We start from the raw sequence: 22,450 nt of genomic DNA, 5'->3' as shown, positions 1-22,450 counted from the left end.
CTGATTACGCTCAACGGCCTGAGGCGATGGCGTGCCGCCTTTCCCAACCGCCCCGCTCATAAGGGGCTGATGACGCCTGACAACGCTCTCTTTTAACCAGCAGGAGTGCGCGTCGGGCTTCTTACGCAATCCTCGTCACTCTATTGAGGAAGATGATGTTTAAACCTCTGCTCGCTGTGATTATCGGCGGTTCGGCCGGTTGCGTTATTCGCTGGCTGCTGGCCGTCCGTCTTAACTCGTTGTTTCCAAATCTGCCGCCGGGTACGCTGCTGGTGAATCTGCTGGGCGGATTTATTATCGGCGCGGCGATGGCGTGGTTTTTACGTAATCCGCAGCTTGATCCTGCCTGGAAGCTGCTGATCACCACCGGCCTGTGCGGCGGCATGACCACGTTTTCCACCTTTTCGCTGGAAATTGTTACGCTGATGCAGGCGGGAAACTATCTGTGGGCGATGGTTTCCGTATTAACGCACGTGGTTGGTTCGCTGCTGATGACGTTCGCCGGCTTCTGGCTTATCACTTTAGTGATGGGCTGATGGGCTGATGGGCTGATGGGCTGATGGGCTGATGAGCTGATAGGGCGCACCAGCCCGAAAACCGTATTACTGCGGCGGCTGTTCCTCATCCTCATCGCTATCGAAAGCTAACGCGCTGGCGCTGGCGGCATCAAACAGCGACAGGCTCTCAATCTGACTGAGCAGAATAACTTTACGGAACGCCATCGCGGATTTCGGTTCCGAATCCAGCGTAATATTATGCTCCGCATACCACTTGCTGTAGTTGTGTTCTACGCATAGATTCAGCGTCTTGCCGTCACGATAGCCGCTCAGCATCGGGATCAGCACAATATTAGCGGTATTCTCGATCTCATAGGAAGCCGTATGGATCATACCGATATAGATGCGGCGCGATTTCAGCGTTACCCAGGCCAGCTCGCCTTCTTCCATGCACTGAAACAGAATGCCTTCAACGCCGTTAGAGCGCGAAAGTTCTTTATAAAGCTTTTTGCGGCCCTTGCTGTTCAGCCTGGCGCTGCCGGACCAGTTAGAACGGTAAAGACAAAAGGCGACGGCAAAAGAGAGCATCACCACAACTGGCGCCTGGATACCGAGAAAGCTCCAGTTCATAAATTCCATTTGCCAGTTGTGGTGATGACCGCCCGTAAGCTCAGGCATGATGTTCAGCAGGCTGGAGCAGGCGAGCAGAAAGAGCCAGATTAGCCCGGTGGCGATCACGCCCTGCAAGACAAAAATACAGCCGTAAAGGGCGACCAGAAAGTAGACGTCCCAGCCAAAAGAACGCTTGATTTTAAAGCGGGTGGAAAGGTCGCGACTGGTGTACCAGTAGCCGCAAACCATCAAAACCATAAATATCGCCGTTCCCATTTCAGGCCTCTTTATTTGTTTACCTGCCGTGCAGGCTCAGAAAGTTTCCTTTGTCAGAAAGTTGTGCGCCGTCCCTGGCGCCTCGATTAGTTGTCCGTTTGCGGCGCAGGATCGTCCTGGAGATGCTTTTTAAAGTGCTTCTCGATCTGTTCCAGCGTTTTTCCCTGCGTTTCCGGCGCGAACAGTACCGCAAAGATACCGCCAGCGATACCGATAGCGGCAAAGGCAAAGAAGGTGTTGGTCAGGCCGAATTTTTCCAGCAGCGTTGGGAAAAGAAACGCGATGGAAAAGTTCGTCATCTGCATGGCGAAAACGGAGATGCCGTTAGCCATCCCACGGATACGCATCGGGAACATTTCCGACAGCAGCAGCCAGGTGACCGGCGACAGCGCGCCCTGCTGGAAGCAGAGGAAGATCAGCATGCCGGCCAGCACCAGGTAGCTGCGCAGCACGTCCGGATGACCATCAACCGTTTCCGGCATCAGCCAGGTCAGCAGCCCAATCGCCAGCAGCGTGCAGGTACAGCCAATCTGGCCGGTCAGCAGCAGCGGACGACGGCCAAAGCGGCTCAGCAGCATAATTCCCACGAAGGTCATAATCACGGAAATGACGCCGTTAGCGATGGTCGCCAGCAGCGAGGCGTTAGTGCCCAGGCCGGTCGCCTGCAGCATGGTCGGCGCATAGAACATAATAGTATTTACGCCGGAAAGCTGTTGCAGCATCGCCACGCCGATACCCAGCGCGACCAGGCGCTTCATCCAGGTCGAAATCGTCTTTTTACGACGGGCGTTTTTCTCGCTTTTCGAGGACATCGATTTACGGATCTCGCCCATTTCTTTCTCTACCACGCGCGAATGGCGGGTGCGCTCCAGCACGTCGCGCGCCTCACGGTAGCGGCCGTGCATTGCATACCAGCGAGGCGTATCCGGCAGGAACAGCATCCCGACCCATAGCACAACTGCCGGAACGCAGGCTACGCCCAGCATCCAGCGCCAGGTGGTTTCGCCGCCCCAGACTTCGTTAATCGCGGCGTTGCTGGTATAGGCGATCAGCTGGCCAGAAACGATCATCAGCTCCTGAAGCGTCACGAACTGCCAGCGGCGATTGGCCGGCACGATTTCTGCGATATAGACGGGAACGATAGCCGCCGCGCCGCCTACGGCCAGGCCGAGGATAAAGCGGAAGGTGATCATCATCTCCACGTTTGGCGCGGTGGCGCAGCCCAGCGAACCGGCCATAAAGATCACCGCCATCACCAGGATGACTTTTTTACGACCAAAGCGGTCTGCCACGCGCCCGGCGAAGATGGCGCCGATGGCGGAACCCAGAATTAAGAAGCTGGTGACCATCCCGGTGGTCAATGACGTTAAATGCAGGTCGTGCTTCATAAAAAGCAAGGCGCCCGCAATCACCCCGGTATCATAGCCGAACAGTAAACCGCCAAGCGTCGCGATAAACGCGATCACTTTTACCAGGGGTTCGGTCGGGGTACTCGTTTGAGTGCCGGCTGTCCCGCCGTTTGATGTCTGATTCACAAGTTACTCCCTTGCCAACGTTATTATTGTGATAATGATGTGATAAGCATCACAAGATTAAATCTACTCCACGCCGGGCATTTAGCCAGGCGAAACGGGAAATATAATTGCTTTTGCCCAGGGAAAATGGCCATCTTGCTTATAAAATGCGCTAAAAAGGAAGAAAGTGGATCAGAATGCAACAGAAGGTGCAGCCAGCGGCGTTTCAGTTTGCTCGTTTCTGAACGTAATGGTAATTTCTGGGATAATTTATTGCGGGGAGTAATGATGAAGCAGCTGGTTATCGATATCTTAATGAAGATGGCTAAAATTGAAGTTGATGCAAAAGAGCTGACGGCGCAGGTAGAAGCGCAGTCGCTGCTGGTGGCGGCGCTGCTGCTGACGGCGGGAAAAGGCGACGGCGCATCGACGATTTCAGACAACATCCAGAACGCCATCGTGGCGGCCACGACATCCGGTGAAAGCTTTTTACAGTCGGATATCGATCTGTTGTTGACCCATATTAATCGACTGCTGGCGGTGACGCGCTACGTCGATGAAAAAGCCGAGGCGCAATAGCCTCTCCGCGAGGAAAAGTGATGGCTGAACAGGAACGTCGTTTGCCGCTTCCGCCCTTTACGCGTGAAACGGCAGCAGAGAAGGTACGCCTGGCGGAAGACGGCTGGAACAGTCGCAATCCGCAAAAAGTGGCGCTGGCCTATACCCTGGATACGCAATGGCGTAATCGGCGGAGTTTATTCATGGCCGTCAGGAAGCGGAGGCTTTTCTGAGCCGTAAATGGGCGCGCGAGCTGGAGTATCGCCTGATTAAAGAGCTGTGGGCTTTCACGGACAACCGCATTGCGGTGCGCTATGCCTACGAGTGGCATGACGATTCCGGCAACTGGTTCCGCTCTTACGGCAATGAAAACTGGGCGTTCGATGACAATGGCCTGATGACAACGCGCTATGCCTGTCTTAATGACCTGCCCATACAGGAAAGCGAGCGTAAATTTCACTGGCCGCTGGGCCGTCGCCCGGATGACCATCCCGGCCTGAGCGAGCTGGGGCTCTAGCGCCGAGGCAAACCAGAAGCGGGCAGCCTGGCTCAGGCCGTCTGCTTCTGGGCTGTTCTGAGTCGCCTGACGGGCGCCGCATGCAAGCTCAACCAATACCTGCCTTCTGCGTTAACATTCATGGCTTTTGAAGAGCCATTCTCACCTTTGCCACTAAACGCCCAAAAAGATTGTCTTACGGGTTTATATCCGTCGTTTCGCTATCATGATTGCGATAGACCTCGCCGCACAGTAATACGGCGGAAGGGCGGCGTTCATGAATACGCTCTGCCATGCGCTCACAGGATGCGCGCGTCGGGAAAATATGTTCGGACACCGGTAAAGCGTCACAGGCGTCGTGGCCGCAGGCGCTAACCAGTAAAACGAAGCCGATTAACATTGTTCCCTCCGTAATAAAACCACATCAGTCCCAAAGTATAGGCGAAAAGCGAGGCGGCCGACGAATGTCAGCTGGCGATGCGGTACAGCCATGGGGTTGAAAAGCGAGGCGGACGTTAACTAAAAGCCGGCCCTTTATGACTAAAAGGCCGGCTGCGGACTAATGAGCCGTGGTGGAGGTGGTCGTTGTGGTGGTTCCCGTGTTCGAACCGTCGCCGCCGCCGCCCATGGTCGCCAGAGCGATACCGAGCAGCGCGCCGACCGCGCCGACGCCAACGGCGTTGGAGTTACCGTCAGAAAGCGTGGTCGCTTCACTGCCGGCGGCGACGCCTGCGGCGGCTGGTGCTGGTGCGGCAAAAGCGGCATGGCTGCCCGTCATCATCAGGAACAAAGCCAGCGCGGTGATTTTTTTCATTATTTTTATCCTCAGGCGTTATACAGGTGTTGTTGGCGGAAAGCTTAGTTTTAATCCTTTGCGTTGCAAATAGCCGCAAAACAGCCTTTTTGCTTATTTTCTGTTTAAGAATGGCATAAACAGATCCAGTTATTAACAGAGTATGGCGAGTAAAAAAGGCTGACGCAGAAAGCGCTAAAGCCGGCGAGTGCCAGACAGTAAGAGGTGAAAAGGTAAAACTACAGAATAATCTTAATGCGCCGGGCGGCGATAAAACGATCGGTTCTGGCCATAAATCAGATCCGCTTTATTCCAGAGTTTTGGCGCAAATTTAAGAATAAACGTCGGCATAAAATCCTGGTTGTTAATCGCTGTTGCGACTTAAGGTAAATTTCGGCCCGAAAAATTGTGTGGCGATATTATTTCTCGTTAATAAGTATGACTAAAAGATGACGAACAGGCGCCCGGTGGCTGATTTCCTTGAAAAAAGCGAAAAATAGCGACAGCATAACGATAACCAGTTTAAAAGACTGAGAGATGGCAATCTCCCCAGCTTCTGCCAGACTTAAAATTTACCGGCAACAGGAGGAGACGATGAGTACAGATCACGATCTACTGGCTTCGAGCGATGAAGAAGTGTGCACCATTATTGGTAAAGCGGTGGTTGACCTGAGCATAACAGGACAGCCTGTTAATAAGGCCACGCTGGCGCTTAAGCTGTTGGCGATGGCGGATCAGGACAGCGATGAAGAGCGAATTTTACTCTACTGGATTGCGCGCAGAGCAATCAATCAGCCACACAGATTTGCCGCAGCCAGTTACTGACGGTCCGTGGCGCACCGGTAGTTTGCCGGAAGAACGGCCGCTTTCCGAGGCGGCCGTTCTTACTGCTTCAGGCGATCAGGCAGGACGCCCGGGGGATGTATCGCGCAAGCAGCCAATGCGGCGTACGCAAGGGAGCCGTCGGAACATCAGGTAATACGACGTACCCAGGGGATCTGCCGTAGCAGCCAGGTAATAGCGGCGGAAATAGCGAAGCAGGCCAGCGCGACGGCCGGAATGGTCAGCGCGGATGAATAGCCTTCAAATTCGATATGCAACAGATGCAGCAGCGACTCCAGCACCATCAGGTGCACAAAGAAAATCCCCAGGCTCAGCCGCGATAGCCCGTGGATAAGCCGTATGGCGCGCTTGCTGTAGTGGAAGGGCGCATTCAGCAGCATAAAGAAGCAGGCCAGTGAAACCACCACCAGCGTCGGCGCGGAGTAAAACAGAAAAATGGCGTTAGGCGCAAAAGTGCTGATTGAAAGCGAATAGGTCATTACCGACGTTAACACCGCAGACAGAATAAAGATAATGCCTGAAATCACGACCTTGGGATTGATATCAAAACGCCTCGCCACGCCGCCGATAATATAAAAACCGGACAGATACACCACCATATCAATATTGCTGGGCGCGGGAATGGCGTGGCCTTCCAGCAGGTTCGCCTTAACGTTATCAAACAGCATATAAACCGAAGCCAGCACAAACCAGACGGTAACGGTGTAATTAACGCGCTGCTGGCTACCATTTTGAATAAACGTATTCAGCAACGGTGTCACCAGATAAAGCAGGATCATCGTATAGATAAACCACATATGCGGATAGGCGGGCGTGCTCAGCAGCTCCAGCAGGCTGACCGGTGAAGTATCCGCGTTAACTTGTTTATTATAAATAATATAAATAACGGACCAGACAACCAGCGGGATTACCAGATCCAGCACGCGCGTTTTTAACGTACTGAGCAGCGACTCATTTTTATTAAGAGAAACGTAGCCGGCAATCAGTAAGAAGAGGGGAAAAGCGATGCGCCCGAGCGCTTCATACATCACGGACACTGACCAGGCCAGATGGAAATAGCTGAAAGGAACGGCCGCCGTATGTAGCAGAACAACCAGATAGGTGGCCACCAGCGTCAGCAGCTTAATATTCATTTTTTTCAACACTTAACTCCTTGTCAGGAAGCGTAATCAGACGCGAGCAGTCAGATTATAGCCATTCGGCTAAAGGTAACATACTCCGTCGTACAGACGTATCTCCGGACAGGAAAAAAGCGTTCAGGTTTGGCGCCTGGCCGCCTCGCCGTTAGCGTACCAGGACAAAGCCGATAGGGCGAAGTGCGTGACCGCCTCGCCGTTAGCGTATCAGCGCGAAGCCGATGGGGCGTAGTGCCTGGCCGCCTTGCCGTTAGCGTACCAGGGCAAAGCCGCTCAGATGTGGTGCGTCGTCGCCTCAATAGTTAGCGTGCCGGGGCAAAGCTGGTCAGGCTTGACGAGGCGATATTCGGCCTGGCCCTGGTGGATATACATGCAGGCACGTCCTGCGGATCCGCCATCCTGCTCCTGAGAGAGCGTCAGCGTGACCTGCTGCGCCGGCGCGTTCAGCGGCAGCAGCACGGTAAAAAGCGCTGGCACGGCCAGAGTAAGAAAAGTGTTCGATCCATTCATCATAAACAGCCAGAAGTTAATAGAAGAGGCCCGGCTCTGCTTTTGTGAGGCACTGCCAGTGATAAGCTATGACGGTAGCGTCCCGACACGGCGACCTGCAAGCTTTCACGCATAATATCGGACGAAGCCTGGTCAAATCAGCTGGAAAACTCTTAATATAGCTGGAATCAAAACTTTTGCCGGTTTTGCAAAGAAAGCTCATTAAATATCAACAGGTTTTGATAAGCAGGAAAGCAAATTATTTTCTTTTCAGGGCCAGCGTAATATGAAAAAGGATTAGAAGAGAGGAAATTTGGCTTAGAGGGAAAAAATTGCCTCGGGAAGTGGGAAACCCTACTGCACTTCCTGAGGCTATGCAAATGCATAATACGTTACGCACGGGAATGTAGACTTTTTTAACGCCTTGTACAAGTTTTATTTAATCCTGTACAACTTTTCCTTAATGCATAGTTATGCAGTGGCAATAAACGTGCTATCTGAGGGATCGTGCGAGACAGGATCGCGATCGATCGGGATCGAAAGCTGGCGGCAACGCGTGACAAGTAGCAACAGCCGAAAGCCGATACGGCCCTGGAAACAGAGAAAATATTCTGCCGAAAAGGGCGAAAGTTGTTAAAATTACTCTTTACTCTTTTTTCATGGAAGCCGCTATGTCATCAGAAATTGCTCATCCTTCAAGCAGCCCTAAACAGGCCGCGCTCCAGCTGGTTATTGAACTGGTTCGCGCCGGTAAACTCAGCCCGTTACAGGGCGATGCATCGAACATGATCTCTATTTACGAGCAGTTCAAAACGCATTTTGAGTCCGACAAGCACAAGCACTCTGCCGACTCCGCTATCTCCTGATATCCCGGCGGGCGGTAAACCGCCCGCTTCGCGCCTAAATCTTACTTACCGCGTCGTAGTACAGCATACTCACGCCAATGCTCTGGCGAGCCCCCTGTACGTTGCTGCGTAAGCCAACCAGCTTCTGCCCCTGCAGCGTCACTACGTAAGGCGAATCCTGCTGGATCTGCGTTTGCAGCTGCTGATAAAGCGCGCTGCGCTTCCGGGCGTCGCTCTCGGCCGCTGCGGCCCGCGTCTCCTGGCTCAGCTGCGGAATGGCCCAGCCCAGTCGCCATGCCAGGGTTTTCGGCCCGCCCGGCACGTTATAGGCAAAGGCGCTGGCGTTGGTATTGGGATCGATATAGTCTGCGCCCCAGTAGATAAAGATCGACTGAAAATCCCGCCCGCGCATTTTCCCCCACAGCTCGGCTTCCGCCACCGGCTGAATAGCCAGCTCAATATCCGCTTTGGCAAAGCTGGCCTGTAGCGCCTGCGCCACGTCGGTGTAAGGTGGCTGGTTAACGATGGTCAATGAAAAGCGCGTGCCGGGCTTGATGCCGCCCTGAGATAAAATGGCTTTAGCCTTCGCCAGATCGTAATGAAAGGGCTGGTTTTCCAGCGCGCCGTCGAAACCCTGCGGCAGAAAGCTCTGATGCACCTGATATTGCCCTTTCAGCAGCTGCTGTGAAATAGCCTGATAATCCACCAGCCAGCGCGCCGCCTGCCACAGCGCCGGATTGCCTAAGGCGGGCTGCTGCTTATCCTGGGTATTGAAACCCAGATAGTAGACAAGGCTGGAAGGGAAGCTGGCAACGGTGACGCCCGGCTGGTTTTTCAGCGCCGCAAACTGATCGGCCCCTAAATCATAGGCGACATCGGCATCGCCCTGTTGCAGCAGCAGACGACGCGAGCCGGCATCGGCCACGCCCTTCAGGATCACTCTTTTCAGCTTCGGCGCCGGGACAGCGTGCGTGTTCTCCTCCAGCACCAGCGCCTGCTGCGGCACGAAGTTGCGAATGCCGTAGGCGCCGCTGCCGGCGGAGTGGGTACGCAGCCAGCCGTTGCCGTAATCGTTGCCGCTGGCGTGCTGTATAGCCAGCTTGCGGTCAACGATGGAAGCCACGGGCGCGGTCAGCAGGCGCAGCGCCAGATCGCGGCCGATAGCGGCAGGCCAGCGGATTTCCACCTGATTGTCACTGCGGCGGATCAGCTGCTGGTCTATATTTTCCGGCGTCCAGCCGAACTCGGCCAGGATAAACGAAGGCGTCTTATTCAGCTTGACCACGCGGCTCAGCGACCAGATAACATCGTCGGCGGTGACCGGATTGCCGCTGGCGAAGGTCGCGCCCGGCTTCAGGGTAAAGATCAGGCTGTGTTCGCTGCCGCCCGGCTGCCACGATGTCGCCAGCTGCGGCGCCAGTTTAGTGGGATCGTTGCGATCGGCATCGACCAGCTTCTGATAAAGGTTGATCAAACTGCTGCTGCTGACGGTTTCAAAACTTTCCGCCGGATCGAAGCTGATAATGCCGTCCAGCGGAATGGCCACGATCAGCGTATCGGCGGGCGTAGCCGCGTGGGCCTGCATGGCGCACAGGCTGGCAAAAAGAACGGAGGCAATCTTGCGCATCGACATATCCTGAAGTGAGAGATATCAGGACTATAGGAGGAAACAAGCGGCGGGGAAATGCGAATTCCGGCAAGGGTTAGCAGTTTAAGAGATTAGCCAGATCAAGCGCTTATGGCTGAACACCGCGTTCAGCCATCGCCCGTTATTTAATGTAGCCGCGCTCCATTCTCACCGCGCGGTCGCACATATGGTCGATCACGTCCGGATCGTGGCTGACCAGCACCATCGTCAGGTTATCCTGCTGCTTCAGATTGTTCAGCAGGTTGAGGATTTCGGCCTGCACCGACATATCCAGCGCGGAGGTCGGCTCGTCCAGCAGCAGAATTTTCGGCTCCAGCAGCAGCGCGCGCACGATAGCGACGCGCTGACGCTGGCCGCCGGAAAGCTGATGCGGATAGCGATCGGCCAGCGCCGGATCCAGCCCGACATGGCGGAATCCCTGCTCGATACGGTCATCGATATCGCGCACCTTCAGCAGCTTCAGCGGCTCCGCCAGCGTGCGCTTCAGACGATGGCGCGGATGCAGCGAAGCATAGGGATCCTGAAACACCATCTGCACGTCCCGACGCAGCTGCCCGGTAAAGGGTTTGCCGGACGTCGCCTGATGGCCGGCCAGCGTCATCGTGCCCTGCCAGTTTGGGTTCAGACCGGCCATGACCCACAGCAGCGACGATTTGCCGCAGCCGGAAGGCCCGACCAGGCCGAAGCATTCGCCCGCCGCAACCTGAAGCGACACGTCATGCACCACGGTGCGCTGTTCATAGCCCTGGCGGTGCGCGACGCTGAGGTTCTGTAAATCAATCATGCTCACGGTAAGCCTCCAGCGCGGCGCGATCCAGCGTCGGCAGCGGTTTGCCCTGCGTGGCTTTACTCGGGCGACACGACCACAGGGTGCGGGTATAGGGATGCGTGGCCTGCGGCAGATTAGCGGCGGGCAGGGTATCCAGAATATTGCCCTGGTACATCACCATCACGCGCTCGCAGTGTTCGGAAACCTGCTGTAAATCGTGGCTGATCAGCAGCAGGCCCATATTCCGTTGTTCCACCAGACGGCGGATCAGCGCCAGCACCTGATCGCGCATGGCGTGATCCAGCGCGGAAGTCGGCTCGTCGGCAATCAGAAACTGCGGGTCGGCAATCAGCGCAATCGCCAGCATCACGCGCTGGCCCATGCCGCCGGAAAGCTGATGAGGATAGCGCTGCATCAGCTGCGCGGGCTGCGGCAGGCCTACCGCATCCAGCATCTCGCAGACTTTTTCTTTGATTTCGGCGCGGCTGAGGCGGGCGTGCAGCTTCAGCGGCTCCGCCACCTGCCAGCCAATAGTGCGCATCGGATTCAGGGCATATTTCGGATCCTGCATCACCATCGCCAGCCTGCTGCCGCGCAGCTGGCTCCAGCGGCTTTCGCTCAGCGTCAGCGCATTTTCGCCCGCCACGCTAAGGGTGGAAGCCTGTAAATGCAGGGCGGGGGAGAGCAGGCCCATCAGGCTGCGCGCGGTCAGCGACTTGCCGGAGCCGGATTCGCCCACCAGCGCCACGCGCTCGCGGCCCAGCGTAAAGCTGATGTTTTTGACCAGCGCCACACCGGCGGCGCTGCTTATCGTCAGGTTGTCCGCCACAACCAGCGGCGTAGAGTCAGTTGGCATTTCGGGTATCCAGTCGGTCACGCAGGCCATCGCCCGTCAGGTTAAAGGCCAGGCTGGCGAACAGGATCGCGCCGCCCGGCGCGGCGGCTACCCACCACTGGTCAAAGATGACCTTGCTGCCTTCAGCGACCATCGATCCCCATTCCGCCGTCGGCGGCTGCACGCCCATGCCCAAAAAACCGAGGCCGGCGGCGGAAAGGATAATGCCGCCCAGGCTCAGCGCGGCGCGCACCACGGCGCTGGGCAGGCAGAGCGGCAGAATATGGCCGAACATCAGGCGCAGGCCGTTGATGCCCTGCATTCTGGCGGCGGCCAGATAGTCGCTGCGGCGCAGCGCCAGCGTTTCGGCGCGCGCCTGACGAGCGAAAGGCGGCCAGCTGGTTAACGCCAGCGCCAGCGCGCCGTTCAGCAGGCCAGGGCCAAGCATTGCCACCAGCGCCAGCGCGATCACCAGGTTCGGCAGCGACAGGAAAATATCGGTAATGCGCATCAGCACGCGCTCCGTCCAGCCGCCAAGATAGCCCGCGCAGATGCCGACCAGCATCCCGACCGGGATAGTCAGCAGCAGGATCAGCGATACCAGCAGCAGCGTAGGGCGAGAGCCGTAAATCACGCGGGAAAGCAGATCGCGGCCAAAGCCGTCGGTGCCCAGCCAGTGCGCGGAAGACGGCGGCAGCAGGCGCGCCGAGATAATCTGCGCGTTGGGGTCGAAAGGCGCTAATAGCGGCGCAAACAGTGCGGCCAGCAGCAGGATAGCCACCAGCGTGCCGCCGATAGCCAGCGACGTGACGCGTGGTCGACGGCGTCGGCGCGGGGCGGCGAGTTCAAGATCGGTAAGATTTTGCGTCATCGGGTTCTCGGATCGGTGAGATAAGTTAACGCATCCGCCAGCGCGTTCAGCAGAATAAAGCAGCCGCCGATCAGCAGCGTAGAGCCGAGGATGGCTGGCGTATCGGACGCAAACAGGGCGGTAGTCATATAGCGGCCCACGCCTGGCCAGGCAAAGACGGTTTCGGTCAGCACCGATCCTTCCAGCAGCGTGGCGTAAGAAAGCGCCAGTACGGTGATAAGGGTGCCGCGCACGTTAGGAAAAACGTGCAGCAACAGAATGCGGCCCCGGCTGGCGCCTTTTGCCCGCGCCAGCGTCACGTACTCTTTGCTGCTCTCTTCCAGCAGCGCCGCGCGCAGCAGACGGGTAATGCCCGCCATCGCCAGCAGGCCCAGCACCACTACCGGCAGCCACAGATGGGCAACCGCATTGCGGAACATCTCGGGATCGCCGGAAAGCCAGCTGTCGATCAGCACCAGGCCGGTTTTAGGCTCCAGCGTATAGATCCAGATATCGTCCAGGCGACCCGGCCCGGCCGACCAGTGCAGCACGGCGTAAAACAACAGCAGGCCGAGCAGGCCCAGCCAGAACACCGGAACGGAATAGCCCAGCAGCGAAACCAGACGCGCCAGGTTATCCACCAGGCTGCCCGGTTTCCATGCGGCGACCAGCGCCAGCACGATGCCGAAAAAGGCACCGAAAATCATCGAGCAGGTGGCCAACTCGATGGTGGCCGGAAAGGTGCGCAGCAGATCGCTGGCGACGGGCGAATTGGTCAGGCGTGAAATCCCTAAATCGCCGTGCGCCAGATGCGTCAGATAGTGCCAGAACTGCATCAGCAGCGGCTGATCCAGACCCAGCTCGCTTCTTACCTGCGCGTAGGTTGATTCGCTGGCGTGATCGCCGGCAATCTGCAAAACAGGATCGACCGGCGACAGATGCGAAAGCGTAAAGGTGAAGGCGAGCAGGCCGAGCAGCGTGACCGCCAGCGAGACCAGACCGGTCGCCAGGCGGCCGCCGCGCAGCCAGAACAGCCGGGCGGACCCGGCTTCAGCGGTAAAACGCGCCATTACTTACTGACCTGGCTGTAGTAGACCATATCCGGGTTGATGCCCTGCACGTAGCCTTTGAGATTGGCGCGCAGCGCAATCAGGTTGCGAGCCTGTAAGCCGATTACGTAAGGTGAGTTTTTCTGCACTTCGCGCTGCATGTTTTCATACAGTTTGATGCGCTTTTCCTTATCGCTTTCCGCCGTGGCCGCCAGCGTCTGCTTGTTCAGCTCGGGAATATGCCAGTTAGAGCGCCATGCCAGGGTTTTGCTGCCGTCTTCCGGGTTGTAGGCAAAGGCGGAGGCGTTGGTGTTAGGATCGAAATAGTCCGCTCCCCAGGCGTTCAGCGTGGCTTCATACTGATGGGCTTTGACGGCTGTTGCCACTTCGGTGCTGATACCAGGGATCAGCTGAACCTTGACGCCGCCGCGCGCGAAGCTGGCCTGTAACGCCTGAGCGATATCCAGGTAAGGCGGCTGGTTGCTGACGCTCAGCCTGAAGCTGACGTCTTTCAGTCCCGCCTTCGCCAGAATCGCCTTAGCTTTTTCCGGATCGAAGGTGTAAGGATTGTCGTTCAGCGCGCCCAGAAAACCCTGCGGCAGAAACGACTGATGCACCTGGAACTGGCCTTTCAGCAGATCGTCCGCGATGCCCTTGTAATCGAACAGGTAGCGGGACGCTTCCCAGAACGCCGGGTTTTTCAGCGCCGGGCTGGCGTCGATATTAAACTGCATGTAATACAGCGAGGCCATCGGCACCGCCATTGGCTTCACGTCCGTTTTGCCCTTGAGCGACGCCATCTGATCGGCGCCCAGGTTGCGGGCGATATCCGCATCGCCCTGTTCCAGCAGCAGGCGACGGGCAGCCGGTTCCGGCACGTTTTTAATCAGCACGTTTTTCAGCTTTGGCGCGCCCGCTGGTGAAGAAGCGTTAGCGGAAAGCAGCAGCACCTCATGCGGAATATATTTGCGGATCTGATAAGGGCCGCTGCCCGCCGAGTGCGCGATCAGCCAGCTGTTGCCAAAGTCATTTTTTTGCGCGTTAGCCATCGCCACTTTTTCATCCACGATGGAGGAAACCGGCGCGGCGAGCAGGCTCAGCACGTAGGTCGGGCTGACGTCAGCCGTCCAGCTAATCTGCACGTGGCTGTCGTCGATCTTTTTCAGATGCGAGTCCACGTTCTCTTTGGTCCAGCCCAGCTGGGTCAGGATAAAAGAGGGATCGAGGTTAAGCTTGACCACGCGTCCCAGAGAGAAGATCACATCTTCCGGGCGCAGCGGGTTGCCGGAAGAGAATTTCGCGCCGTCGCGTAGGGTGAAAGTCAGGCTGCGGTTATCGCTGCCCGGCTGCCAGGCGCTGGCCAGCGTTGGCTGCAGGTCGACAGGATTTTGCGGATCCGGCTGTACCAGACGCTGATAGAGATTGGTAAACGCCTGTACCGAGGTCAGCTCAAAGCCCTGCGCGGGATCGAAGCTGTTGGCGTCATCAATAGACTGCGCGATAACCAGCGTATCCGGCGGCGTAGCGGCCTGTGCCGCAAAAGAACCTGCCAGCGCGACGGCAATGGCGGGAAGCAGAAGTTTCATGACGTTTCCTTACCCTGTTTTAATTTGTTGGCGAGTGTAGATTACCTGCATACCGGATAAATAGTAGATTATCGGCTATCGATATGCGAATTGGTTATAAGCAAAACCTATTGGTTATAAACACTAACCATTGTTACCGCAGGAAGGTGGCCCATAGCCAGGGCGCAACGCCGATAAAGTTATTCAGCATATGCAGCGCGACGGGCAGCTTCAGGCCGCCCGAATAAAAACGGGCCAGGCAGAGCAGCAGGGAAAGCGCCGTGAGCGCCAGGAGCGTTTGCAGATGAACATACTGGGTGTGGAGTCCGGCAAAGATCAGCGAAGTGAGTAGCGCACAGGCCAGCCGCTGTCCCGGCACCATCGTTAACAGCGCCTGCAGCAAAAAGCCCCGGAAAACAATCTCTTCAGCCACGGGCGCCAGTATCACCACCGCCAGCGAAAAGGCCAGCGTGCGCCAGGCTTCGATCTGTTCATCGCCGTTTAGCTGCGTGGCGGTCCAGCTTTCCGGCTGTAAATAAAAAGACTGGGAAAAAATCAGGGCAAGCAGCAGCAGGCCGAACAGGAGCAGCGGGCGGAGCCGCAGCACGCCTGACGGCACGCCGTCATAATACCGGTTATACCAGCGCCAGAGCGGCACCAGCACCACAAATTCCAGCAGACAGAGCGCCGGCATCAAAATGCCGTTTTCCGTTAAAAAAGGATGAAGCAGCGGCGTGCCGATCAGCAGCGTAATGCCGTACCAGATCAGGCAAATCCCCGTACAGAGCAGGGCCTCAGTCGCTTTATCCGTTTCTTTATTCATTAGCATGGGCGTGGGAAGCGTATCAGCCGATGGTAGCAAGGGCGAAGGGGAGTGTCGAGGCGGCAGAATTAATGCGCGCTGCATCTAAATTGTTCAGCCTCCAGGCCGATAGTGCATTAACGATCGCGTCTGGAAGGGAAAAAGGACCTGCGATTTTCAGATAGCAGTCAGGGCGGGCAAACGGGAGTTGTTTGTCAGCCCGCAGGATAAGGTTCGGAGTAGATGAATTTTCCCCCCATGCTTAGCCACCAGGTGCCTTACGGCCAGAAATCCACCTTCTTTACCCGACGAATAGCCGTATCGCTTATTCTGTTGATGAGCGGCGTGACGCTGCTCGCCATGCTTATGGTGGTCGGTATCGCCTGGCGTCAGAACGAAGAGGCCGTTAAACAGGAAAGTTTTTTACTGCATAACGCCTGGCAGGACGCTCGTCAGGAGTTGATGACCAATATCCGCGATTACGCCTTTTGGGGTGAAGCCTGGAACCATTTACATCTGACGATGGATAAGGTCTGGGCATTTGAGCAGCAAAACCTGGGGCCGGGTTTATACAGCGAATTCCATTATGACGGCGTCTTTGTGGTCGACGGCGAAGGGCGCACCACCTATTCAGTGGTTAACGGCCAGCTGGACGATCTCCAGCTGGAAAGCTGGCTGGGTATTCAGACCGCGCCGCTTATCGCCAGGGCACGTCTGCTGGCAAAGGAGGAGGGCGCGACCTCGCTGAATACGCTTATCGGTTCGACGCCGGCTATCGTAGCCGCTGCGCCGATCACCACAGGAAAAGTGCCGGGGCTGAAAGCCCGCTCAGGGCCGCCTTCGGTCATGGTGTTCGTCAGCCGCTACACGCCGGAAAAGCTGGCGCAGTTCGGCCGTACGGTCGGCGTGATGAATGCTCGTGTGCCGGGCAACGCGCAGGATACCGCTACCGAGCCCTTTTTGCTGGAGGCGGTATTCGACGGGATGCCGGTGGTGATCCGCTGGGATTCGCAGCAGCCGGGACGGGCGCTGCTGCTGCTGCTGTTACCTGTGCTGCTGCTGGCAGCGGTGATGCTGGCGTTGGTGACGCGACGCGTTATCAGGCACGCCATGTACAACGCCAGGCTTTGCGACGAGCGTTTTTTGCAGCTGATCCACAGTCAGCACGAGCTGGCCGTTAGCGAGGCTCGCTTTCGCGACGTGGCCGAAACCGCGTCTGACTGGATTTGGGAAACCAACGCCGAAGGCGTGCTGACCTACCTTTCCCGGCGCTTTACCGTCGCCACGGGCTTTGCGGTGGAAAAGCTGCTGGATAAATCGATCGACGCGATCCTGCAGCACGATACGCAGCCGGTTTCCGAATGGCTGTTTCAGCATCGGCAGGAAGGGCATCGCCATACCCTGCGCTGCTATTCGGTATCGGCCAGCGGCGAAAAGCGCATCTGTAGCCTGGTGGCTAACGCCGTAGAAACGGGCGGACAGATTAGCGGCTATCGCGGCACGGTTTCCGATATTACTCAGGAAATCGAGTCTCAGGCGCGCATTCACTATCTGTCGCAGCACGACGCGCTGACCGGGCTGCCAAACCGGCTCTATATGAGCGAGTTTTTGCTGAGCAGGCTACAGGCTCAGCCCACGGCGGAAAGACCGCTGGTGTTGATCAGTCTCGATCTCGATCATTTTAAGCCGATCAATGATACATGGGGCCACGCGGCGGGCGACAGCGTGCTGAATGAGGTCTCGCACCGGTTGCGCAGCGTGCTCAAAGCCGGCGATCTGGTGTCGCGGCAGGGCGGCGACGAATTTATTATTATCGTTTCCGATCTGAACGGCGAACATGAGATTGACGCTTGCTGCCAGGCGCTGCTGGACGAGGTTTGCCGACCTTTCCAGCTGGGTCAGCAGGAAATTTTTATCGGCGCGAGCATGGGGATTGCGCTGGCGCCTGACGATGCGATGCAGGCCGACGAACTGCTGCGGCTGGCGGATATTGCGCTTTATAAGTCGAAGCGGGAAGGGCGAAATCGGTGGACGTGGTACAGCGCGGAAATGGCCGAACAGCTGGTGCTGCGTCGCGAGATGGAGCGCAATTTGCGTAAGGCTATCGCCGGAAACGAACTGAAGCTCTTTTACCAGCCGCGCTATTGTCTGAGAAACACGCGGCTGGACGGCGCGGAAGCGCTGATCCGCTGGGAGCATCCGAGCCACGGCCTGATTATGCCGGATAAATTTATTTCGCTGGCGGAAGAGACCGGGCTGATTATTGATATCAGCGACTGGGTGCTGCATCGGGCCTGCCACGACGCGCTGGGCTGGCCGGAGCCGATGTACGTTTCGGTGAATATCTCGCCGGTGGAGTTTCGTAGCGGCAATCTGGCGCAGCGCGTAGCCAGCGCGTTGGCCACCAGCGGCCTGGAAGCGCACCGGCTTGAACTGGAGATTACCGAAAACATTACGCTCGAAAATCCGCAAAGCGCGCTGGAAGTGATGCAGTCGCTCAAAGCGCTGGGCGTAAAGCTGACGGTGGATGATTTTGGCGCGGGCCATGCTTCGTTGGGCTATCTGAAAATGTTCCCGTTTGACGGCATGAAGATGGATCGATCCTATATGAGCGATTTCCCGCACTCTCCACAGGCGCTGTCGATTGTTGAAGGCATTATCGGGCTGGGGAAAGCTTTCTCGCTGACGGTAACGGCGGAAGGGATTGAAACGCAGGAGCAGTTGCAGGAGCTTCAGGCTATCGCCTGTCAGGAAGGGCAGGGCTACTATCTGGGCCGACCGATGCCGCTGGATCGCTTCAGGCAGCTGCTGGACGGGCCTTGCGATATCGTTCGCAGTTGAATAACAACAGCCCGCTAAAAGCGGGCTGTTGATTAACGGACTTTCACCGCGACCAGCGTCATCATGGCCGCAATCAGCATGAACACTATCAGATCCATGAGTTGCTCCTTTGTTGAGATAATTCCTAAATTATAGCGGATTTTCCTGATTAAAATAAAAGCAATCCGTGCCATTTTCCGCTGGAATCGCTGCGCGAAAAGACCGCGTTTTTGCACCCTGGCGCTTATCTGCTACCCTTGCGACGACAAAAAAAGCAAGCTGAGGAGAGAAATCATGATCGGTAAGAAAACACTGGCCGCTTTTGCGGCGGCGATTCTGCTGGCGGGTTGTCAGTCGGGCGCGCACAAAGGTGCGGCGTCCGGCCCGACGGATCCAGAACTGGATCGCTGCGGCGCTTCCGACTACCAGCAGTACGTTGGCAAACCGCTTTCCGCCATTGACGGGCTCCGCTTTGAGCACCCGGCTCGTGCGGTGCCGTGGAACTCAGCGGTTACCATGGATTTTAATCTTAACCGGTTGAATTTTATGGGCGACAGCCAGAATACTATCACCCGCGTCTACTGCGGCTAATACCACTTATTCACCCACCAGTGGCGCAGCCGAATGCCCGTGGCGCTGGTCCAGCCGGTGGTGCTTTGCACCACCTTGCTTTTCTTCACGATTAACAGCGTTGGCATCACGTCTGTCTGCCAGCGTGCGGCTATAGCGCCGGTGGGATCGTTAATGACCGGCAGGGTAAGATGTTTACCGTTCAGCAGACGGACGATCTGAATATCGTTGCCGGCATGGTGCACAATGGCCAGCACGTTATAGCCGCTGTTGCTCAGGTTAGTGATATCGCGGGTGGTATAACGACAAACGCTACAGTTGCCACTCCAGAAGTAAATCAGCAGCGGTTTTTTTGCGCTCAGCTCGGCGATAGTAATCGTCCGGCCATCAATAGTATGGAAAATCTGTTGGGCAAAATCTTCTGGCGGTTTCGGTGCGCGCAGCCAGTCCATCAGCCATAACACCACAGCAATCGCCAGCAATAATGAAAAAATCGTCCGCAAGCCCTGTCTGATATTAGCCATGAGCCTGTCCCACCCTGCGCGTCCGGGGCAGATGAGCGCAATACGCCGTTGTAAAGCCTGTAAGCATGTCCTTTTACCTGAGTAGGAGCAACGGATCCGACCGTTGCTGATAAAGAGAAGTCCGTTCACCTTATCATTTGAAATGTCAGTCTCTTTCACGATACGAAAGGTTATCTGATTGTCATACACCTGCAACAGGCGCGCTGTACTTTACGCTATTAATAAAGGTGACATTTTGATCTCGCCACAGACAGGTATGCCCGTTTGCTTCCCGCCCCGTGCGGGTTTTTTTTGGGGCGAGCATTATCAGGGCGTTATCAGTAAAAAAATAAGGCCTAAGGTAAGCGCACTGCTCCCGCTTCAGAGGCGTTACCGTTCAGGGCGTTTTTCTTCCAGTAGCTGGGTCAGCAAGTTGCGATAGCCCTGCAGTTGGGTTTCATCTATCTCGCCTTCCAGCCTGGCAATAACGGTAGCGATAATCGCTTTGCTGGTGGTTGGTCTGCCGTTACGCATCAGTTCGGTCATGATGGCCGCCAGCAGCTCGCTCTCTTTCGGCGCGTTGAAAGCAGGGCTGTTAAAATACTCGGTGATTTCCCGGCCTGCGCCGGTAGCGTGATGAACCATGGTAAACCTCCTGCAAAGCGCCATCGACAGCCCGGCAATGAGATCGGGAAAGGCTTAACGGGCTAATTTACCAAACCGAATAAATTGCCATTTAGCCTGGAAAATAACCAGGTGGAGATTTTTATTAGTCTGGATGGGCGTAGCGGAATGTCCAGCCGCCGCCGCAATATTTTTTTTTCGTTATGCCGTAGCAAAAAGCGTCGCGAGTGAAGGTTTAACTGAATGCGGCAAAAAGATGAAAATTATCTTTATAAAAATCAGCGGATTGACATTAAATTACTTTTTTTTAGTCATCAGCGCTTGTGCCGCAGCGCTGGTTATGAGTAAATGCACCGTCGGTTTTGAAACAGACACGTATGCGAGCAATTTTAGTAAAGCAGTTTTCAGTTAAAGCGTTATCTCAGATATCTCTTCTTCCTGACTTCCTTCTTGAGTGCCCCATAAGTCTACCCTGTTGACAAACCTCGTGCCTTAACGGCTTTATACTTATTGAAGGAAAGACAAATGTCTAACAAAATGACTGGTTTAGTAAAATGGTTCAACGCTGAGAAAGGTTTCGGCTTTATCTCTCCAACTGACGGCAGCAAAGACGTGTTCGTACACTTCTCTGCAATCCAGAACCAGGGTTTCAAAACTCTGGAAGAAGGTCAGAAAGTTGAATTCTCTATCGAAAACGGCCAGAAAGGCCCTGCAGCTGCTAACGTAACTGCGCTGTAATTCGAGAGAAACTTCTGCTGCGACCTCGTCGGGCAGAAGAACAAAAACCCGCCTTATGGCGGGTTTTTTGCGTTTAGCGTCAGAAGAATTACCCTCTGCCGCCTGTTTTCTGTTTCTGGCTTTGCACGCCAGCCGTTATCCGCCTTCTGAAGCTATCGCTTGTCTTTAGTTGTGGCCTGGCGCCTTTATGGTCTTCTGACCACCGCTCATTGATGGCTTACCGCTTTGCTGTTTATCGCCGGCGAGCGTGCTTTGCGGGCAGCGTCCCACCGTGAAAACAACCGCTTGTGAACCATGCCGATGGCCTGTAACGATGTCTGACCGTTTTGGCGTTCAGGCAGGGAGTTGTTACACTCATGGCTCGCATTCTCCTGCAGAGCATAAAAAAACATGGAATCCTGGAAGGTTAACCTTATTTCGGTCTGGTTTGGCTGCCTGTTTACCGGCCTTGCTATCAGCCAGATTATTCCTTTTCTGCCGCTCTACGTGGAGCAGCTGGGCGTCACCGATCCCAGCGCGCTGACGCTGTGGTCAGGGTTAATCTTCAGCATTACCTTTATGGTTTCAGCCATCGTCTCGCCAATGTGGGGCAGCCTTGCCGATCGTAAAGGGCGCAAGCTGATGCTGCTGCGCGCTTCGCTGGGCATGGGAATAGTCATTTTTTTACAGGCTTTTGTAACCAACGTCTGGCAGCTGCTGCTGTTACGGGCGTTGATGGGGCTGACCTCCGGCTATATTCCCAACGCCATGGCGCTGGTCGCTTCGCAGGTGCCGCGCGAGCGCAGCGGCTGGGCGTTGAGCATGGTTTCCACCGCGCAAATCTGCGGCGTGATTATGGGGCCACTGCTGGGCGGCTTTCTGGCCGACTGGGTCGGGCTACGTGCCGTATTTTTTATTACCTCCTGCCTGCTGCTGACCAGCTTTATGATTACGCTGTTTCTGATCAAGGAAACCGGGCATCGCAAAATCAGCAAAGAAGAAAAGCTCAGCGGCGCCATGGTTTTTCGTTCGCTGAGTCATCCCGGATTAATTATCAGCCTGTTTATCACCACGCTGGTTATCCAGCTTTGCAACGGCTCAATTAGTCCAATTCTTACGCTGTTTGTGCGCCAGCTGGAGCCGAACGTAGAAAACATTGCCTTTATCAGCGGCGTAGTGGCAGCCATTCCCGGCGTATCGGCGCTCTTTTCCGCGCCCCGACTGGGCAAGCTGGGCGACCGCATCGGCGCGCAGCGCATTTTATTTGCCGCGTTAATGCTGACGATAGTGCTGTTTCTCGCCATGTCGTGGGCAAGCAGCGCCTTACAGCTCGGTGCGCTGCGTTTTCTGCTGGGGTTTGCCGAAGGCGCCATGATGCCGGCGGTGCAAACGCTGCTGCTGCGCTACTCCAGCGACCGCATTACCGGACGGATTTTTGGCTATAACCAGTCGTTTATGTATCTGGGTAACGTGGTCGGGCCGCTGATTGGCTCAGGCGTTTCCGCCATCGGCGGTTTCCGCTGGGTCTTTACCGCCACGGCGATCGTGGTGCTGATTAATACCGTGCAGCTGATGCTGGTCTGGCGGCGCAGAAAAGCGGCTGCGGCGGCCTGATCACGCCTCGTTTGTGGCTTTAGCC

At 56.1% G+C, this 22,450-nt stretch carries 23 protein-coding genes, 1 pseudogene and 1 riboswitch; of the genes and pseudogenes, 9 read left to right on the top strand and 15 right to left on the bottom strand.

Annotated elements, in window-relative coordinates:
* The first annotated feature begins 13 nt into the window (after positions 1–13).
* Positions 14–86, top strand: a riboswitch (Fluoride riboswitch).
* 69 nt (positions 87–155) lie between these two features.
* Positions 156–536 (top strand): fluoride efflux transporter CrcB, encoded by a 381-nt coding sequence (gene crcB / locus ACA373_RS11845; protein ID WP_253455135.1) that lies wholly within the window; start codon positions 156–158, stop codon positions 534–536.
* Positions 537–602: 66 nt separating this feature from the next.
* Here the strand turns inward: crcB and ACA373_RS11840 are convergent, their stop codons facing one another.
* Positions 603–1,385 carry a hypothetical protein gene (locus tag ACA373_RS11840; RefSeq protein WP_253455134.1) on the bottom strand — a complete coding sequence of 261 codons (783 nt, stop codon included), beginning with the start codon at positions 1,383–1,385 and terminating at the stop codon, positions 603–605.
* Between the two features lie 86 nt (positions 1,386–1,471).
* Positions 1,472–2,920 carry a sugar porter family MFS transporter gene (locus tag ACA373_RS11835; protein WP_253455133.1) on the bottom strand — a complete coding sequence of 483 codons (1,449 nt, stop codon included), beginning with the start codon at positions 2,918–2,920 and terminating at the stop codon, positions 1,472–1,474.
* 267 nt (positions 2,921–3,187) lie between these two features.
* On the opposite strand from ACA373_RS11835, the gene iraP reads away from it, so the two are divergent.
* Both iraP and ACA373_RS11825 read left to right on the top strand, forming a co-directional pair.
* Positions 3,188–3,478: an anti-adapter protein IraP gene (gene iraP, locus ACA373_RS11830; protein ID WP_253455132.1), complete on the top strand. Its 291-nt coding sequence runs from the start codon at positions 3,188–3,190 to the stop codon at positions 3,476–3,478.
* Positions 3,479–3,498: 20 nt separating this feature from the next.
* Positions 3,499–3,974, top strand: a pseudogene (locus ACA373_RS11825) (DUF1348 family protein).
* A 175-nt stretch (positions 3,975–4,149) separates the two neighbouring features.
* On the opposite strand, the gene ACA373_RS11820 reads toward ACA373_RS11825, so the two are convergent.
* Both ACA373_RS11820 and yjbE read right to left on the bottom strand, forming a co-directional pair.
* Positions 4,150–4,353 carry a hypothetical protein gene (locus ACA373_RS11820; RefSeq protein ID WP_253455130.1) on the bottom strand — a complete coding sequence of 68 codons (204 nt, stop codon included), beginning with the start codon at positions 4,351–4,353 and terminating at the stop codon, positions 4,150–4,152.
* Between the two features lie 159 nt (positions 4,354–4,512).
* Positions 4,513–4,767, bottom strand: a complete 255-nt coding sequence (gene yjbE / locus ACA373_RS11815; RefSeq protein ID WP_301252269.1) for an exopolysaccharide production protein YjbE — start codon at positions 4,765–4,767, stop codon at positions 4,513–4,515.
* 573 nt (positions 4,768–5,340) lie between these two features.
* On the opposite strand from yjbE, the gene ACA373_RS11810 reads away from it, so the two are divergent.
* A complete protein-coding gene (locus ACA373_RS11810; RefSeq protein ID WP_125288345.1) occupies positions 5,341–5,571 on the top strand; it encodes a hypothetical protein in 231 nt (76 codons plus the stop codon).
* Positions 5,572–5,717: 146 nt separating this feature from the next.
* Here the strand turns inward: ACA373_RS11810 and ACA373_RS11805 are convergent, their stop codons facing one another.
* Together ACA373_RS11805 and ACA373_RS11800 are read right to left on the bottom strand one after the other, a co-directional pair.
* Positions 5,718–6,734 (bottom strand): acyltransferase, encoded by a 1,017-nt coding sequence (locus ACA373_RS11805; RefSeq protein ID WP_367317864.1) that lies wholly within the window; start codon positions 6,732–6,734, stop codon positions 5,718–5,720.
* Between the two features lie 264 nt (positions 6,735–6,998).
* Positions 6,999–7,238 carry a hypothetical protein gene (locus ACA373_RS11800; protein WP_370734532.1) on the bottom strand — a complete coding sequence of 80 codons (240 nt, stop codon included), beginning with the start codon at positions 7,236–7,238 and terminating at the stop codon, positions 6,999–7,001.
* Positions 7,239–7,885: 647 nt separating this feature from the next.
* On the opposite strand from ACA373_RS11800, the gene ACA373_RS11795 reads away from it, so the two are divergent.
* Positions 7,886–8,080, top strand: coding sequence for a hypothetical protein (locus tag ACA373_RS11795; RefSeq protein ID WP_125288348.1), 195 nt, complete (start codon positions 7,886–7,888; stop codon positions 8,078–8,080).
* A 34-nt stretch (positions 8,081–8,114) separates the two neighbouring features.
* On the opposite strand, the gene ACA373_RS11790 is transcribed toward ACA373_RS11795, so the two are convergent.
* From ACA373_RS11790 to ACA373_RS11760, 7 genes are all read right to left on the bottom strand, one after another.
* Positions 8,115–9,686: an ABC transporter substrate-binding protein gene (locus tag ACA373_RS11790; RefSeq protein ID WP_370734531.1), complete on the bottom strand. Its 1,572-nt coding sequence runs from the start codon at positions 9,684–9,686 to the stop codon at positions 8,115–8,117.
* A 142-nt stretch (positions 9,687–9,828) separates the two neighbouring features.
* On the bottom strand, positions 9,829–10,491 hold the full coding sequence (locus tag ACA373_RS11785) for an ABC transporter ATP-binding protein (RefSeq protein ID WP_253461095.1): 663 nt from the start codon (positions 10,489–10,491) through the stop codon (positions 9,829–9,831).
* Positions 10,484–11,332, bottom strand: coding sequence for an ABC transporter ATP-binding protein (locus ACA373_RS11780; RefSeq protein WP_301252271.1), 849 nt, complete (start codon positions 11,330–11,332; stop codon positions 10,484–10,486). The genes ACA373_RS11785 and ACA373_RS11780 overlap by 8 nt, the downstream gene beginning before the upstream one ends.
* Positions 11,322–12,182 (bottom strand): ABC transporter permease, encoded by an 861-nt coding sequence (locus tag ACA373_RS11775; protein ID WP_253455126.1) that lies wholly within the window; start codon positions 12,180–12,182, stop codon positions 11,322–11,324. The genes ACA373_RS11780 and ACA373_RS11775 overlap by 11 nt, the downstream gene beginning before the upstream one ends.
* Positions 12,179–13,231, bottom strand: coding sequence for an ABC transporter permease (locus tag ACA373_RS11770; RefSeq protein WP_253455125.1), 1,053 nt, complete (start codon positions 13,229–13,231; stop codon positions 12,179–12,181). Before ACA373_RS11770 ends, ACA373_RS11775 begins: the two co-directional genes overlap by 4 nt.
* Entirely contained in the window at positions 13,231–14,796 is a 1,566-nt protein-coding gene (locus ACA373_RS11765) for an ABC transporter substrate-binding protein (protein ID WP_253455124.1), read from the bottom strand. The genes ACA373_RS11770 and ACA373_RS11765 overlap by 1 nt, the downstream gene beginning before the upstream one ends.
* 133 nt (positions 14,797–14,929) lie before the next feature.
* A complete protein-coding gene (locus ACA373_RS11760) occupies positions 14,930–15,598 on the bottom strand; it encodes a lysostaphin resistance A-like protein (RefSeq protein WP_370734530.1) in 669 nt (222 codons plus the stop codon).
* Between the two features lie 222 nt (positions 15,599–15,820).
* Between ACA373_RS11760 and ACA373_RS11755 the strand changes: the two genes are divergently transcribed.
* A complete protein-coding gene (locus tag ACA373_RS11755; protein ID WP_370734529.1) occupies positions 15,821–18,418 on the top strand; it encodes an EAL domain-containing protein in 2,598 nt (865 codons plus the stop codon).
* 273 nt (positions 18,419–18,691) lie between these two features.
* Positions 18,692–18,988, top strand: a complete 297-nt coding sequence (locus ACA373_RS11750; RefSeq protein ID WP_253455121.1) for an I78 family peptidase inhibitor — start codon at positions 18,692–18,694, stop codon at positions 18,986–18,988.
* Here ACA373_RS11750 and ACA373_RS11745 read toward each other — a convergent pair.
* Both ACA373_RS11745 and ACA373_RS11740 read right to left on the bottom strand, forming a co-directional pair.
* On the bottom strand, positions 18,985–19,491 hold the full coding sequence (locus ACA373_RS11745; protein WP_301729907.1) for a redoxin domain-containing protein: 507 nt from the start codon (positions 19,489–19,491) through the stop codon (positions 18,985–18,987). The genes ACA373_RS11750 and ACA373_RS11745 overlap by 4 nt on opposite strands.
* A gap of 369 nt (positions 19,492–19,860) precedes the next feature.
* Positions 19,861–20,115 carry a biofilm development regulator YmgB/AriR family protein gene (locus tag ACA373_RS11740; protein ID WP_301252276.1) on the bottom strand — a complete coding sequence of 85 codons (255 nt, stop codon included), beginning with the start codon at positions 20,113–20,115 and terminating at the stop codon, positions 19,861–19,863.
* 504 nt (positions 20,116–20,619) lie between these two features.
* Here ACA373_RS11740 and cspA point away from each other — a divergent pair.
* Complete coding sequence (gene cspA, locus ACA373_RS11735) at positions 20,620–20,832, top strand: RNA chaperone/antiterminator CspA (protein ID WP_125288360.1); 213 nt, start codon at positions 20,620–20,622, stop codon at positions 20,830–20,832.
* 390 nt (positions 20,833–21,222) lie between these two features.
* Positions 21,223–22,425 carry a multidrug efflux MFS transporter gene (locus ACA373_RS11730; protein WP_301252277.1) on the top strand — a complete coding sequence of 401 codons (1,203 nt, stop codon included), beginning with the start codon at positions 21,223–21,225 and terminating at the stop codon, positions 22,423–22,425.
* Positions 22,426–22,450 lie beyond the last annotated feature (25 nt).

The organism is Erwinia sp. STN24 (assembly GCF_041320675.1).
Classification (GTDB): domain Bacteria; phylum Pseudomonadota; class Gammaproteobacteria; order Enterobacterales; family Enterobacteriaceae; genus Erwinia; species Erwinia aeris.
Note: the sequence above shows the minus strand (reverse complement) of the source record. Positions and strands in the feature narration are given on the sequence as shown.